Genomic DNA, 14,603 nt, shown 5'->3' with positions numbered 1-14,603 from the left:
GAATTTTCACAAATTTACAAATTATAAAAGAGGGTTGTTGTGCGAATTCTCAACTTTATCTTATTTTTACTTTATGGAACAACAGGAAAATTTCATCGCTATTAAAAACAACTACGGATTTTTAAAACATCCGAATGAAAATAAATTTGAAAAATGGGCAAAAACACAACATTTTTCTTTGATTGAATTATTTCCAACCATTCATAAAACAGCCATTTGCCCTTTGGATGTCAGCATCAATAGCACTTGGATTGGTGGTGAGGAAGAGTTTAACAACTTGCCTTTTTTTGAAGAAAAAATAGAAAAACTACAAGCTGAAAATCCTGATAAAATCATTGCAGGTGGTTATTTAGAAAAACGTGCATTATACACCTCTTCTTTGTTTGTCAGAAAAATAAACGATGAATTTGATAGAAGAAATACGCATTTAGGAATTGATTTTTGGCTTCCCAAAAACACGCCAATTCATGCCATTATAGAAGGCGAAGTTGTGTGTGCTTCTGTGGATTTGGAACACAAAGGGTATGGAGGTTTGGTGATTTTAAAACATACTCTCGAAAACTTTCATTTTTATTCGTTGTATGGACATCTTTCCGTAAAAAGTGCTTTGAAAAATGTCATTGGAGATGTGATTAAAAAAGGTGAAAAAATTGCGGAATTGGGAGATGCCAACGAAAATGGAGATTGGGTTCCTCATTTGCATTTTCAAATCATGTTGACTTTATTAGAGTATCAAAATGATTTTCCAGGTGTGGCTTTTGAAAGTGAAATTGAATTTTGGAAAAATGTTTGCCCAAATCCGAATTTGTTATTTAAATTGGAAGGATTGTCATCAAAAAATAGTGCTTTTTAGCACATCAGGAAAATAATTAGTACTTTTAAAACCATCAATTTCAATATCAAAACCCATGTATAAAAATCTAATCTCATTACTTTTTTTAAGTGTTACTTTTGTCATAAATGCTCAAAAAAAAGAGGAAAAATCAACTGAATGGAATGTAAATAATCCTTATAAGGATTGGAAATTCAACACTTTTAAGCTCAGTACTGATGAAGGAACTTGGATGAATTTAGATGTTTCTCCTGATGGGAAAACCATCGTTTTTGATTTGTTAGGAGACATTTATTCGATGCCAATTTCAGGAGGAAAAGCCACCGTTTTAAGAGCTGGTTTGGCGTATGAAATCCAACCAAAATTCAGTCCAGATGGAAAATACATCTCATTTACGAGTGATGCAGAAGGTGGAGATAATATTTGGGTAATGACTGCTGATGGTAAAAATGCGAAATCCATCACCAAAGAAAAATTCAGATTGCTCAACAATGCTGTTTGGACTCCAGATGGAAAATCGTTGGTTGCAAGAAAACATTTTACGTCTGAACGTTCTGTTGGTGCAGGCGAAATGTGGCAATATCCACTTTCTGGTGCAGCAGGTTTGCAATTGACAAAACGCAAAAACGACCAACAAGATGTGAATGATCCCTCCATTTCGTCAGACGGAAAATACTTGTATTTTGCAGAAGACATGTATCCAGGAGGTGCTTTTGAATATAACAAAGATCCAAACAAACAGATTTATGTCATCAAACAATTCAATTTTGAAACGGGAGAAATCACTCAAATTACAGGTGGTCCTGGAGGTGCAGCAAAACCTGTCATTTCAAAAGACGGAAAAATGTTGGCGTTTGTGAAACGTGTGAGAACAAAATCAGTATTGTATATTCATGAATTGGAAACTGGAAAAGAATTTCCGATTTATGAAAATCTGAGTAAAGATCAGCAAGAGGCTTGGGCTGTTTTTGGGGTATATCCAAACTTTGCATGGATGCCAAATAACCAAGATATTGTGATTTGGGCGCAAGGAAAAATCAATAAAATAACTATTGAAACCAAACAAATTGAAAATATTCCTTTTGAAGTGAACGCAGATTTGAAATTAGCGGAAACACATCAAGTGCAAAGAAAGGCGTTTGAAGAGGAATTTACTTCGAAAATGATCAAAGATGTGCAAACTTCTCCAGACGAAAAAACAATCGTTTTTACTGCTTTGGGGCACATTTATAAGAAAAATTTGCCTGATGGAATTCCAACAAAAATTACCAATTTGCCTGATTTTGAAGCTGAACCAAGTTTTTCTGTAGATGGAAAATCGGTATTGTTTGTGACTTGGAATGATGAAAATTTGGGAGCGATTTATACAATAAATTTAGATGGTACTGGTTTGGAGAAAATCACCCAAGAAAAAGGAATATACAGAACACCAGTTTATAACAATTCAGGAACAAAAATCGCTTATAGAAAAGAAGCTGGTAATGGTGATCAAGGTTTTGATTATACCAAAGAAACTGGCATTTACATTGCAAATTTGGATGGAACAGCCCCAAAATTAGTCTCAAAATCAGGAGAATTTCCTTCATTTTCTGCTGATGATTTTAGAATTTTCTTTCAAACAGGAGGTTCTTTTTTTGGTGGATTGACTAAAAAATTACTCAGTGTTGACTTGGAGGGAAAAGACGAAAGAAGTCATGTTTCTTCAAAATTAGCCAACAGATTAGTGCCAAGCAAAAACAATACATGGATTTCTTTTATTCACTTGCACAAATTGTATGTTGCACCTTTATTTTTAAACGGAACTGAAATCGATTTGGACGAAAATACCAAAGCTTTCAACGTAGAAAGTTTGTCTAAAAACGCTGGAATCAACTTGCATTGGAATGAAAAAAACAGCACCGTTTTTTGGACTTTAGGAGATAAATATTATTCAAAATCGATTGAAAATAACACCACAAATCCGTTTGCAAAAACAAACTTATCTGCCATTGAAAACGTTGCAATTGACATCAATTTAACCACAAAATCAGACATTCCTGAAGGAAGAATTGCTTTTAAAAATGCACGAATTATTACGATGGATGGTGATAAAATTATCGAAGATGGCACCATTATCATCCATAGAAATAAAATTGAAAAAGTGGGCAAAACCAGTGCAATTACCATTCCTTCAGATGCAAAAGTTTTTGATATGAATGGCAAAACAATCATGCCTGGAATCGTGGATGTTCATGCGCATGTAGGTGCTTTCAGAAACGGTTTGAGTACAAAAAAACATTGGCAATTTTATGCAAATTTGGCTTTTGGAGTGACCACTTCTCATGACCCTTCAGTGCACACAGCAGCTGCATTTACGCTAGAAGAATTGCAAAAAAGTGGACAAACTGTGGGTCCAAGATTGTTTTCAACAGGATTTATTTTATATGGTGCAGAAGGCGATTTCAAAGCTGTTATTAACAATCTTGAGGATGCCAGATTTGCCATTGCAAGAACGAAAGCTTTTGGCGCAAAATCGATCAAAAGTTACAATCAACCAAGAAGAGAACAACGTCAACAAATCATGCAAGCAGCCAAAGAATTGGGTGTGAATGTGGTGCCTGAAGGAGGTTCCAATTTCTTTTCAAACATGAATATGATTTTTGATGGTCACACAGGAATTGAGCATAATATTCCTGTAAATCCTGTGTATAAAGATGTTTTAACGCTTTGGAAAAACAGCAAAACTGGCTACACTCCTACTTTAATTGTCAATTATGGAGGTATGAATGGCGAATTTGAATGGTATCAAAAAATGAATGTTTGGGAAAACAGCACATTGCTAAAATACACTCCAAGATATGTGGTGGATTCGCGTTCAAGACACAGAACAATGGTGCCTGAAGAGGAATATGAAAACGGACACATTTTGACTTCCAAAACAGTGACTGATTTGGCAAAATTGGGCGTAAAAGTAAATTTAGGTGCCCATGGTCAATTGCAAGGTTTGGGTGCTCATTGGGAATTGTGGATGCTGCAACAAGGAGGTTTGTCCAATCATGAAGCCCTAAAAGCGGCCACCATCAATGGTGCAAATTATATTGGAGTTGGAAATGAATTGGGTTCTTTGGTTTCAGGAAAATTAGCAGATTTAATCATTTTGGACAAAAATCCTTTAGAAGATATCAAAAACTCCAATTCAGTGATATATACCATGATCAATGGACGTTTGTACGATGTAAATACAATGAATGAAATAGGAAATTACACCACAAAAAGGTCTCCATTTTACTTTGAAAAGGAAGGATACAACCAAGGAGTTCCATTGAATTTTGACACCAACTCATTTATTGCGCCAACGTGTAGTTGTCATGAGTAAGTTCTTGGCTGAAGGCTGAAGGCTTTAGGCAGTAGGCTTTAAGCAGTAAAATTTAAAGGAACTATAAAATATACTAATTGTGTTTTAAAATTTTATTTATGGAATTAATTGTAAGTATCTTTTTAATAATCCATGGATTATATTCTTATTATGCTGTATTTAAAAATAAGAAAACAATTCATTTTGAATTACCTGTTACTTCTTACCTTTCAGAAAAGATTTTAGGCAAATACTTTGATAAGTGGCATAATTTTTTTTGGGGTACAATTCAACTTATAATTGGAATTGTTTCATTTATCTATTTTCTTAAAAAGTATTAATTCTTCTTTTTTTATTATAAAAGTTTTAAACTTAAATAGCAAATTTAAAATCAATCCCCAAATCAACACTCAAAAATAACCTCACCTTCAAAACTTTCGATCCACATGAAAAGGACTTACATCTAAGGAAGTTTTTTTATCGGAGATAATTTCTGCCACCAATTTTCCTGTTGCAGGACCCAAACTCCAACCCATCATGGCATGACCAGTAGCAAAAGTGGCGTTTTTAAATTTGGTAGATTTTCCTACATAAGGCAATCCATCAGGAGAACAAGGTCGCAAACCACATTGTGCATTTTCAATTTCTTGCGAATTAATTTTCAAACCAGCATAGTAATTTTCAGCAGCGTTTGCAATTGCTTTGACACGCACAGGATTGATGTGGTGATTGATGCCGCCAATTTCCATAGTTCCTGCAAAACGCGTAAATCCGTTCATGGGCGTTACTGCCACTTTTGCTTCCATCAAAATTCCTGGAATGCTAATATTGGTGGGTCTTTCCACATTAATTCGATAGCCTTTTCCTGCCTGAATTGAAATATTCAAGCCTAGCTTTTTGACAAAATTCTGTGTCCAAGAACCTGTGGCAAAGACGAATTCATCCGCAGTAAAATACTCTTGATTCACACGAATTGAAGTGATTTTATCACCTGAAAAAACAACATCCTCCACTATTTTGTTGGAATGAATCACTACTCCATTTTTCTCTAAGTATTTTTTCAATTGCGGCATGAATTCATTGGGGGTCATGTGCGCATCAGAATGATAATACACAGCACCTTTGACGTTTACATCAATATTTTTCTCGATTTTCTGAACGCCTTCTTTTGATAAATTTTCTACTTTCAATCCCAATTCTATGGCTTTTTTGCCAACGTTCCATTCTTCTTCTCCTGCTTTTTCGGTTTTGTAATACATCATCAACCCTTTGTGTTCATAAAAAAAATCAAACTCTTTGGAAGCATACATTTCCTCAAACAATTGTCTGCTGAACACAGTAATATCTTTGATAATAGGCATTGATTTTTCAACTTTTGAAGCAGTTGCCGATTTTTTAAAAGCCAACGCCCAATTTAAAAAATCAGTCTCCAATCTCGGTTTCACATAAAAAGGACTTGCAGGATTGAACATCCATTTGATCCCTTTTGAAATCATTCCTGGAGCAGCCAAAGAAACAATATGACTTGGCGAAATATATCCTGCATTGACATAAGAAGCACCACTTGAAAAATCAGATTGGTCAATTACAGTAACTTGATGTCCTTCTTTTTGAAGATAATATGCTGAGGACAAACCTATGATTCCACCTCCTATAATGATGATTTCTTTACTCATCTTTAATTTTAATTAATTGATTGCTGAATTGTTACATTTTCTCATTGCTACATTAATTCATTAAATAACGCTAAATCCAAAGGCATATGGATCATCTTCTGGGTCAATTGTGATGGTATTGTGACCATAAATTTTCGCCCAACCTTGAATACTTGGAATGATTGCCAACTTTCCACCAATCATAGTTTCTTGTTCAACGCAACCTATAAAAGTGCTTCCTATAAAACTTTCATGGATGAATTTTTCGCCAATTTTCAATTTCCCTTTGGCATATAATTGCGCCAATCTTGCTGAAGTTCCTGTTCCACAAGGACTTCTATCAATGGCTTTGTCGCCATAAAAAACGGCATTTCTTCCGTGTGAATTTTCAGCAATTGGGGTTCCTGTCCACAATAAATGAGTCACATTTTTGATGCTTTCGTTTTCAGGATGCACAAACCAATTTGGATATTTTTGGTTGATGCGTTCTCTAACAATTTGCGAATATTGAACAATTTTTGAAGCCGTAAAATCTTGAATTCCTGAAAAGTTTTTCTGAGGATCTACAATTGCATAAAAATTTCCTCCATAAGAAACATCAAAGGTAATTTCGCCCAATTCAGGGCAATCTATGGTTAAATTTTCGGCAGCTAAATAACTTTTGACATTGGTTAATTTTACCCATTCCACTTTATCTTTTTTCATGGCATACTCTATTTCAACCAAACCTGCAGGTGCTTCCATTTTTATTTTGCCCGGGATTTTGGGAGTAATTAATCCTTCTTCAATAGCAATTGTTATGGTGCCAATTGTTCCATGCCCACACATAGGCAAACAGCCAGAAGTTTCAATAAATAAAATAGCAAAATCATTCTCTGGATTGTGTGGAGGATACAAAATACTGCCACTCATCATATCATGACCTCTAGGTTCGAACATCAAACCTCTACGAATCCAATCGAATTCTTTTAAAAAATGAAGCCTTTTTTCATTCATGGTTTTCCCCACCAAATCAGGTCCTCCACTTTTAATCACTCTTACAGGATTTCCGCAAGTATGGGCATCTATACAAACAAAGATATGTTTACTCATTGTTAACTTTCTGTATGTAATTATTGATTCTTTCTTCTAAAATAGCCAAAGAAACAGTGCCTTGCTCTAAAATAACTTCATGAAAATCTCTAATATTGAACTTGTTTCCTAATTCTTTTTCAGCTTTTGTGCGCAATTCTCTGATTTTAATTTCTCCCATTTTATAGGATAACGCTTGTCCTGGCCAAGAAATATACCTGTCTGTTTCTGTATTGATTTCGTGCAATGAAAGCGCCGTATTTTCGGACATGTATTTGACAACTTGTTCTCTTGTCCAATTTTTTGCATGAATTCCTGTGTCCACCACCAATCTGCAAGCACGCCACATTTCGTAGGTTAATTTTCCAAATTGCTCATAAGGTGTTGTATAAATTCCCATTTCATCTGCTAAAAATTCGGAATACAATCCCCAACCTTCACCATACGCTGAAAGGTATAAATTTCGACGAAATTGCGGAATGGAATCCCCTAATTCATTGTTCAAACTCCCCTGTAAATGATGTCCAGGAACTGCTTCATGCACCGTTAATGCTGGTAATGTGTACAAAGTTCTACTTGGCAAATCATAGGTATTTACCCAATAATATCCTGGCTCTGTACTATTTTTTGAGGTTCCAATATATCGTCCACTTGTATATTTTGGCGCAATTGCGTCAGGCACAGGTGCAACCCCATAGGGTTTTCTTGGCAAAGTTTTGAAAAAACGGGGCAACTCAGCATCTACTCTTTTGGCAATATCTCTTGCAATCATTAAAATTTCTTTTGGAGTTTTTGCAAAAAACTGTGGATCAGTTCTTAAAAATTGAAAAAAATCAGCAAAACTTCCTTTAAATTTCAATTCTTCAATGATTTTTTCCATTTCAGCCTTGATTCTTGCAACTTCTTTCAATCCAATTTGATGAATATCTTCTGCTGAATATTGAGTACTTGTGGTGTAAAAATTGATTCTGTTTTGATAATATGCAACTCCATTTGGTGTTTGTGAAACACCTAAAGAAGTTCTTGTTTTAGGCAAATATTCAGTTTCAAAAAAAGCTTTAATCCGTTTAAATTGTGGCACAACTTTTTTCTCAATCGCCTCTTTTGCGGCTAATAAAATTGAATCTTTTTGTTTTACAGAAATACTTTCAGGCAATTTTTGAAAGGGTTGATAAAAAGGACTTTTTTGATAATCATCCACAATATGATCATTATAGGTAGATTCATAACCTATAAAAATCACTTTGGGTTGCGAAACTCCTTTTCGCAATCCTTCTTTTAAATTCACAAAATGTTGATCCACAAATGTTGGCAAAGCATTCAATTTATCCAAATATGATTTTGCTTGCCATAAATTATTGATGGGTCTGATTTGATAATTTAAACTGCTGTGAAAACCAGCATCAGATAAAAGTGGATTTAAATACCTTTCAAACTTGTAAAAATCAATGTCATCTTGCAATACAAATTGCAATAATTTGGTAGAAATTTGTTCAGTTTCCGATAATTCGGCTAATTGAATGCACTCAAATTCTTTTAAAAGTGAAGCTGCAAAATCGGCTTCAGCTTTATAATATTCTTTGGTATAAAGACCTAAAGGAAATTTTTGACGATCAAACCCTTCATGTTTTTCATACGATTTGATGATTTTTTCAAGCTGTTTTTTTGATGATTCGCATTTTCCAGTTGCATTCACATTGGAAATGAAAATAATAAAAACGAATAAAAAATAAGTTGTAAGGTTTTTCATAATTATATTTTTTCAGTGGTGCTAATTCCATCAACTTTTCTATTAATTCCTAACGGATTTTCATTCTGCAACTCTTTGGGCAACAATTCATTTGGCCAATCTTGATAACAAAATGGTCTTACCCAACGTTTGATAGAATTTACGCCAACAGCTGTAAATCTTGAATCAGTAGAAGCAGGATAAGGTCCTCCATGAACCATGGATTCACATACTTCAACTCCTGTTGGAACACCATTAAAAATAATTCGTCCAACTCTATTTTGCAAGGCTAAAATGATGTTTTCATAATTCTCAATTTCTTGGTCATCCGCAAGTATTGTTCCTGTCAATTGACCTTCTAAATGAGTAATTACGGTTTCCAATTCAGCTTTATTTTCACATTGAACAACCATAGAAAAAGGACCAAAAACCTCTAAGTGCAATGTTGGATTTTCTAAAAAAGTAGTTCCATCAACAGTTACAATTGCTTGTTGTGCAAAATTGTTTGAAACTTCCAGATCAAAATTTGCAACTACTGAAACATTTTTTTGAGAGATAATTTTGGTTTTATTGATTTCATACCCATTTTTAATAGTGGGATGCAACATGCAAGAAGGATGAATTTTTAGGATTTCGTCTGATAAATTCTTGATAAAACTTGTGAAAGCATCACTTTGAATTCCCAATATCAATCCTGGATTGGTGCAAAACTGACCTGTTCCTACCGTAATGGAATTTGCATAGGTTTTTGCGATTTCTTGATGTCTATTTTTTAATGCTTTTGGCAAAATTACTACAGGATTGATACTGCCCATTTCTGCAAAAACAGGAATTGGTTCCTCTCTTTTAGCAGCCAAATCGTACAAAGCTCTACCTCCTTTGAAGCTGCCTGTAAATCCAACTGCTTTCACTTTGGGATGTTGCACCAAAAGTTGACCAACTTCAATTCCGCTCGAATTCAAATTGGAAAAAACACCATTTGGCATGCCCATTTTTTGGGCTGCTTTTACAATTGCTGATGCTACTAGTTCACCTGTTCCAGCATGCATTGGATGCGATTTTACAATGACAGGACAACCTGCAGCCAAAGCTGCTGCTGTATCTCCACCTGCAGTGGAATATGCCAAAGGAAAATTACTAGCTCCAAAAACTACTACTGGACCAATAGGAATGAGCATTTTTCTGAGGTCAGATTTTGGCAAAGGCTCTCTTTTTGGTTGCGCCAAATCTATGGTTGCTTCCACCCAAGAACCTTCTAAAACTAGGTTCGCAAAACTACGCAATTGACCTACAGTTCTTCCTCTTTCGCCAATAGCTCTTCCTTCAGGTAATCCAGTTTCAGCACAATACATGTGAATTAAATCTTGGTCTAACCCTAAAATTTCATCAGCAATGGCATTTAAAAAAGCCGCTTTTTTAGCACCAGAAATTTTACTATATTCTTTAAAAGCTATCGAAGCTAACAAAACTGCTTCTTCAATTTCTTCTGAAGTTGCTTCTGTAAAAATAATTTCATTTTCTTGGTCTAATTCTGGATTAAACGTTTTAAATGTTTTATTTCCTTTGGCTGATACTTGATTTCCTATATAGTTTTTTCCTGTAATCATCTTTACTTATTTTCTAAATGCTCTTTTGTAAATTTACTATTTTGTAAGTATTTTTATGATGAGTGTATCTGTGATAATTGTTTAAAACGAAAGTTTGTCATTTTTGATTTTTATAAAAAATCAACTTATTAAATCTAAAACTTCAAGTCTTTCTTTCGCCAGAATGTATCTTGCATGTACATCGTCAATTTGCTGTTTTGTTAATTTCTTTCCAAAGGTTCGTAAACCTCCTGCAATATCATCGTGATGAATTCCCATAGACAACTTAAGATATTCCAAAAGTAGCGGTTGAGCATCTAAATACGACAGCGAATTTAAAGCTTGTGAAATTTTGTTTGCCTCAGCCCATTCTCCATTTAAAATATACTCCTGCATAGTAACACTAGCTTTTGGAAAGATACAACCTACACCCGTAATTCCACCACATGCTCCTGCAAGTCCTGCATGTACAGTAACTGTATCTACTCCTGCTAAAATTTTTAAATCTTTGTTCTCTAACATCAACGTTTCAATAATTGAAACATCTATAGTAGATATTTTAAGCGCAGTTACTTTAGGAAGCACAGAAAGCCTTAAGAGAAGGTCTGTTGATAGCGCATGATAACCAGCTGCATCAGGATTGTTATAAGGCATAATGGTTACATCTACTTCTTTTGCAATGGCTTCAGAAAGTGCAAAATACTCATACATTTCTTTTTCAGAAGGAACCGCCTTCGTTTTTGGTGGCATAACCATGACTGTATCAACTCCGACTGTTGCAAGTCCTTCAATTATTTTGGCAAGTTCATTCTTAGTTTCTGCTGAAGCTCCGCTGATCAACGGAACATTGTATTCTTTAGCAACCTCAGAAAGGGATTTAAGCAATGAAAGTCGCTGTTTGGTACTCAAATAACTATTCTCACCCAGAGTACCAGAACCGACAAGTCCGCTCATTCTGCTTCCACCCTTTCCTTGAACTTTTAAAATACCTGCGGCCAGTTTTTGCGTTGTATCAAAGTCAATTTCAAGACCACCTGATTTTGACTCTTTTAGCCATGTAAACACTGCAGGCATTACGCCTTCCCAATTGAATGTCATTGTAAATTGTTTTTTAATGCTTTAAAGTTATTGAAAATCTGTGAAAAATGGGTAAAAGAGATTCCTTATTTTAATTCCTACAAGGTTTTGAAAACCTTGCAGGAAAATATGATTTACATTTCCGATAATTCTTTTTGCAATTTTTTAGTCAAACCTTTAACTACTTCATCATAGGAATGATTGATGAGTTTTATTGCCAATTCGTCAGAAACATCTGCCGAATTTAGTGCAACTGTGTTCCATAAATTTTTATTCATGTGCCAACCAGGATTGATACCTTCATATTCTTCTCGTAATTCTAATGCCCATTCTGGATTGCATTTTAGGTTTATTTTTTGATTCCCTTTTTCCCAATCATCCAAACCCGCCAAAGCAAACATTTTTCCCATTACTTTGAATACAAGTGTGACTTCATCAAAGGGAAAATGTTCAGTAACCCCTTTTTTAGACAAACAAAAATCTCGAAATTGTTCAATGTGCATACAAATTGATTTTAAAAAAACGATAGAAATACCAACTAAAAAAAGTATCTTTCGATTCAAAAATACAATTCTTTTGCAAATGGAATCCAATTTTCTCGCACAAACTTCATTGATTACGTATGCTCCAAAAAAGCATGAAAAGAGCACTTTTAATGATATTTCTGAAATCTTATTAACGGATAATTCTGACGAAATTAAATGGCTGAACACATATGGATTGCATTTTAAAAATGAATGTAAAATGGTGGTTCAAAACTCGAATTTGGATGATTTTTTACTGAAATTATTGAGTGACGATGAACATCCTAACAAAGTTATTATATTGGATAATTTGATTTTTCTGACCATTCGTGTTTTAAAAACTGACGAAAAAAAATTAAATTCAGAACAAATGCTTTTCATGATTTCTTCTCATTTTTTGTGGAGTATTCAAGAAAAAAAAGGCGATTACTTTGGTTGGATTCGTGAGCGAATTGAGGCGAATAAAGGAGTTGTTAGAAAGAAAAAAAGTGATTATTTGTTGTTTTTGTTATTGGAATCTATTGTAGATAATTATCTAGAAACCTATCAAAAAAATGCTGCCATTAGTTCTGATAATTTGGATATTTCTAGAGTAAAACCAACACCTGAATTTACTTCATTAGTGGAGAAAAGAAAACAGGAATTGTTCAATTTCAAAAAGGCGACCTTGAGTTTGAGAGATGTTGTTATGAAACTCGAAAATATCGAAATTAAAGGTTTTAACACTAAATATTTTAGTGAATTGAAAGAACAAATTAACAATTTAATTACCAATATCGATTTTGAATTGCAAGAATTAGAAAGTAAAATCAACTTGATTTTCAGTATTCAAGGTCATCGTTTGAATGAAGTGATGAAAACGTTGACAATTTTGTCGGTAATTTTTATTCCGTTAACATTTTTAGCAGGAATCTATGGAATGAATTTTGAAAACATGCCCGAACTGAAATTTCAATACGGATATTTCATATTGATTGGAATTATGTTTTTGATTGGTATTTTAATTGTTTGGTATTTTAAACGAAAAAAGTGGTTTTAGGATGTTTTAAACTAAAATTTCAAAAACTTTCAGCAAAAAACTCCTTTAAAATCAACAAACTTTCTTTTGGATTCTCTTCCATTGGAACATGTCCTGAATTCTCAATAATATATAAGGTTGCATTTGGCAACAAATTATTCATGCGTTTTCCGTTTTCTAAAGGAATCCACTCATCTTTTGCACCCCAAATAAGTAAAGTTGGTGTTTGAATGCTTCTCAATTTATCAGAATTTTTGAATTCATTTGGAGTGAAATCCGTTTTTGCTCTGTCAATAAAAGCTTGTCTGTTCCCTTCTCTTAATGCCATTTTATGATATCTTTCAATCAACTCTGATGAAATTTTTGAATCATCAGCATACACTTCTTTGATGTTTTTTTCGATGAAAAATTTGGGTGTAAAATACAAGAAAAGAGAATTTAAAATGGGTGTTTTTGCCATTTTAAAAACGAAAGGTTGTGCTTTGTTTGTGGGCAAACCACTTGCATCTATCAAAATAAGTTTGGCAATTTTTTCAGGATATTCTGCTGTATAATTCCAAGCAATATTTCCTCCTAAAGAATTTCCAGCTAAATAACATTTTTCAATTTGTAATTTTGACAAAAATTGATGTAAAAATTTTGTGTAGTTTTTAATAGAATAATCTGCGTTTTTATTTGGACCTGTAATGCCAAATGCTGGCAAATCCATTCTGATGACTCTATAATTTTTGATAAGTTCTTGATTCCAAGCGCCCCAAGTGTGCAAGGAAGCTGCTGTTCCATGCAGTAAAACAATAGGAAAACCAGTTCCTTCATCTCTATAATGCACTTGCATTCCATCAATTTCAATGAATTTAGAATGCTTGCTTGCATAGATTTTTTTAAGTTCTTCAGGCGAAATATCTGAATAAATTCCTTGATAAATAAGCACTGAAATCAACAAAAAAACTCCTAAAAAAAACCGCTTTAAAAGTGAACCTCTCCTCATAAATTATGATAAAATTTCATATAAAATTGGTTTACTGGGAGTCGCATCATTTTCAAATGGAGCAATCATCAAATTCAATAAATATTCGCCATCTTTCACTTTGTTAGACACATAAATAAACTCCGTAATTGTAGCATCCATTCTCAGTTCGCCTGAAGTATTCCAAAAAGCATTGTGTGCCAATAATTCGCCATCATCTTTTTCTTTATCCACTGAAGGCAAATCAACTAACAAATGTTTGATGCCTTTTTCTCTTAAATAAATGGCAGTTTCCTCTAATAAATAAGGAGGATTTGTATTGGAATAACGCATTTGTTTTTTATCAATTCTTAAATTTGGTAAGGTTCTAATCACAACAGCATCTCTTTTTTTGTTTCTCAATGCGGTTTGCAATTGTTTTTGAGAAATGACAAAATCCTCTCCTCTAAATTCTGGAGCAACTGTAATTACCTCAGCTAGAAAAAAATAATGTTTTAAATTTTGATTGACAGAATGAACTTTTTCAGTAATATGCCCAACACATTCTGTATGCGTAATGTGCGAATGTGGATTGAAATGAATGTTGTTAAAATTGACTACAGCACCCTCAGAAACTAGAATTTTTTCACCATCAAATTCTTGTGGAAAAATGGTTGGATCTTCTATATACCAAGCATTTACGTTCTGCTTTTTTGGATCAATTGCAATTGAAATATCAATGGGTTTTGAAACATCTATTTGAATTTTTCTTGAATTGTATTCAATGGTTGCTTTCATTTTGAGGATTTTATTTGATGCTTTTCAAAGATA

At 33.8% G+C, this 14,603-nt stretch carries 11 protein-coding genes; 3 read left to right on the top strand and 8 right to left on the bottom strand.

The window, feature by feature from the left end; translation table 11 throughout:
• Positions 1 to 73: 73 nt before the first annotated feature.
• Positions 74 to 853, top strand: a complete 780-nt coding sequence (locus tag IU405_RS10770) for a peptidoglycan DD-metalloendopeptidase family protein (protein WP_197438614.1) — start codon at positions 74 to 76, stop codon at positions 851 to 853.
• 55 nt (positions 854 to 908) lie between these two features.
• Entirely contained in the window at positions 909 to 4,187 is a 3,279-nt protein-coding gene (locus IU405_RS10765; protein ID WP_197438613.1) for an amidohydrolase family protein, read from the top strand.
• A gap of 407 nt (positions 4,188 to 4,594) precedes the next feature.
• Here the strand turns inward: IU405_RS10765 and IU405_RS10760 are convergent, their stop codons facing one another.
• From IU405_RS10760 to IU405_RS10735, 6 genes are all read right to left on the bottom strand, one after another.
• On the bottom strand, positions 4,595 to 5,842 hold the full coding sequence (locus IU405_RS10760) for an NAD(P)/FAD-dependent oxidoreductase (protein ID WP_197438612.1): 1,248 nt from the start codon (positions 5,840 to 5,842) through the stop codon (positions 4,595 to 4,597).
• Positions 5,843 to 5,902: 60 nt separating this feature from the next.
• Complete coding sequence (locus IU405_RS10755; RefSeq protein WP_197438611.1) at positions 5,903 to 6,913, bottom strand: 4-hydroxyproline epimerase; 1,011 nt, start codon at positions 6,911 to 6,913, stop codon at positions 5,903 to 5,905.
• Positions 6,906 to 8,642: a DUF885 domain-containing protein gene (locus IU405_RS10750; RefSeq protein WP_197438610.1), complete on the bottom strand. Its 1,737-nt coding sequence runs from the start codon at positions 8,640 to 8,642 to the stop codon at positions 6,906 to 6,908. The genes IU405_RS10755 and IU405_RS10750 overlap by 8 nt, the downstream gene beginning before the upstream one ends.
• Before the next feature lie 2 nt (positions 8,643 to 8,644).
• Positions 8,645 to 10,228, bottom strand: a complete 1,584-nt coding sequence (locus IU405_RS10745; protein ID WP_197438609.1) for an aldehyde dehydrogenase (NADP(+)) — start codon at positions 10,226 to 10,228, stop codon at positions 8,645 to 8,647.
• 120 nt (positions 10,229 to 10,348) lie between these two features.
• Positions 10,349 to 11,305, bottom strand: a complete 957-nt coding sequence (locus tag IU405_RS10740) for a dihydrodipicolinate synthase family protein (RefSeq protein WP_197438608.1) — start codon at positions 11,303 to 11,305, stop codon at positions 10,349 to 10,351.
• Between the two features lie 113 nt (positions 11,306 to 11,418).
• Positions 11,419 to 11,787 carry an MmcQ/YjbR family DNA-binding protein gene (locus IU405_RS10735; protein WP_197438607.1) on the bottom strand — a complete coding sequence of 123 codons (369 nt, stop codon included), beginning with the start codon at positions 11,785 to 11,787 and terminating at the stop codon, positions 11,419 to 11,421.
• Between the two features lie 79 nt (positions 11,788 to 11,866).
• On the opposite strand from IU405_RS10735, the gene IU405_RS10730 reads away from it, so the two are divergent.
• Positions 11,867 to 12,847, top strand: a complete 981-nt coding sequence (locus IU405_RS10730; protein ID WP_197438606.1) for a magnesium and cobalt transport protein CorA — start codon at positions 11,867 to 11,869, stop codon at positions 12,845 to 12,847.
• 19 nt (positions 12,848 to 12,866) lie between these two features.
• On the opposite strand, the gene IU405_RS10725 is transcribed toward IU405_RS10730, so the two are convergent.
• Together IU405_RS10725 and IU405_RS10720 are read right to left on the bottom strand one after the other, a co-directional pair.
• The gene (locus IU405_RS10725; RefSeq protein WP_197438605.1) at positions 12,867 to 13,814 is read right to left on the bottom strand and encodes an alpha/beta fold hydrolase; all 948 of its coding nucleotides are present in this window, start codon (positions 13,812 to 13,814) and stop codon (positions 12,867 to 12,869) included.
• 3 nt (positions 13,815 to 13,817) lie between these two features.
• Positions 13,818 to 14,570 carry a cyclase family protein gene (locus IU405_RS10720; protein ID WP_197438604.1) on the bottom strand — a complete coding sequence of 251 codons (753 nt, stop codon included), beginning with the start codon at positions 14,568 to 14,570 and terminating at the stop codon, positions 13,818 to 13,820.
• Between the last annotated feature and the right edge of the window lie 33 nt (positions 14,571 to 14,603).

Source organism: Polaribacter sp. BAL334 (assembly GCF_015767435.1).
Classification (GTDB): domain Bacteria; phylum Bacteroidota; class Bacteroidia; order Flavobacteriales; family Flavobacteriaceae; genus Polaribacter.
This window is presented reverse-complemented; position numbering and strand designations above follow the sequence as displayed.

Excerpts from the sequence above, each read along its gene's own strand:
- IU405_RS10770 (WP_197438614.1), top strand. The coding sequence starts at position 74 with ATGGAACAACAGGAAAATTTCATCGCTATTAAAAACAACTACGGATTT.
- IU405_RS10765 (WP_197438613.1), top strand. The coding sequence starts at position 909 with ATGTATAAAAATCTAATCTCATTACTTTTTTTAAGTGTTACTTTTGTC.
- IU405_RS10760 (WP_197438612.1), bottom strand. The coding sequence starts at position 5,842 with ATGAGTAAAGAAATCATCATTATAGGAGGTGGAATCATAGGTTTGTCC.
- IU405_RS10755 (WP_197438611.1), bottom strand. The coding sequence starts at position 6,913 with ATGAGTAAACATATCTTTGTTTGTATAGATGCCCATACTTGCGGAAAT.
- IU405_RS10750 (WP_197438610.1), bottom strand. The coding sequence starts at position 8,642 with ATGAAAAACCTTACAACTTATTTTTTATTCGTTTTTATTATTTTCATT.
- IU405_RS10745 (WP_197438609.1), bottom strand. The coding sequence starts at position 10,228 with ATGATTACAGGAAAAAACTATATAGGAAATCAAGTATCAGCCAAAGGA.
- IU405_RS10740 (WP_197438608.1), bottom strand. The coding sequence starts at position 11,305 with ATGACATTCAATTGGGAAGGCGTAATGCCTGCAGTGTTTACATGGCTA.
- IU405_RS10735 (WP_197438607.1), bottom strand. The coding sequence starts at position 11,787 with ATGCACATTGAACAATTTCGAGATTTTTGTTTGTCTAAAAAAGGGGTT.
- IU405_RS10730 (WP_197438606.1), top strand. The coding sequence starts at position 11,867 with ATGGAATCCAATTTTCTCGCACAAACTTCATTGATTACGTATGCTCCA.
- IU405_RS10725 (WP_197438605.1), bottom strand. The coding sequence starts at position 13,814 with ATGAGGAGAGGTTCACTTTTAAAGCGGTTTTTTTTAGGAGTTTTTTTG.
- IU405_RS10720 (WP_197438604.1), bottom strand. The coding sequence starts at position 14,570 with ATGAAAGCAACCATTGAATACAATTCAAGAAAAATTCAAATAGATGTT.